This is a genomic window from Natrialba sp. SSL1 (assembly GCF_001861355.1).
Lineage (GTDB): Archaea > Halobacteriota > Halobacteria > Halobacteriales > Natrialbaceae > Natrialba.
The window spans coordinates 1-585 of record NZ_MASN01000010.1 but is presented as its reverse complement, the minus strand read 5'-3'; the positions used below and the strand labels follow the sequence as shown (position 1 = coordinate 585).

Genomic DNA, 585 nt, shown 5'->3' with positions numbered 1-585 from the left:
GCATCTTCTCGCGGTCTGTGAACTGGATGAACTGTGGCGTGGATCGTTGCTCGCCATCGTCTGTGGCCACCACGACAGTCATGTCTTTTCGCATCCCGGCGTCGAGTGCCAGCACGCAGTCAACGTCGTCAGTCGTCTCCGCGTGGTCGACTTCGACTGGGAAGGACAGTTCATAGTAGGCATCACCGGTCTTTCGACGAGCGGGCTGAAACTCGGGAGCCGAGAGATCGCCGTGAGCGAGGAGGTCATGAAACGCCTCGTAGCCGTCGCGCTCGTACTCCGTCCACGACCAGTCACCTCGTGTCTCCGGCGACGGCGTGTCTGGCGTCTTGAGCCGGATGGTCAACATCTCACTGTCGGCGTCGTACTGGTAGTTGACGGCTTGGCCGCTGGTTGGGCCGTCGTCCGCAGAGAACGGCAAGACGCCGCTATCGTACTCTGGACAGTCCTGCAGTTCGAAATACGTGGGTGGATACGTGCCGTGGCGGTCGTAGTAGCTGTTGAGTTGGTCGACGAGGATGTCCACGTAGCCCGACGAGAGGTAGTCACCGTCATCCCAGAGTTGTTCTTTGATGCGACGACGGT

The 585-nt window shown here is 60.0% G+C and carries 1 pseudogene; it reads right to left on the bottom strand.

The annotated features are described in order from the left end of the window. Positions 1 to 585, bottom strand: a pseudogene (locus BBD46_RS02530) (transposase); the annotation flags it as partial.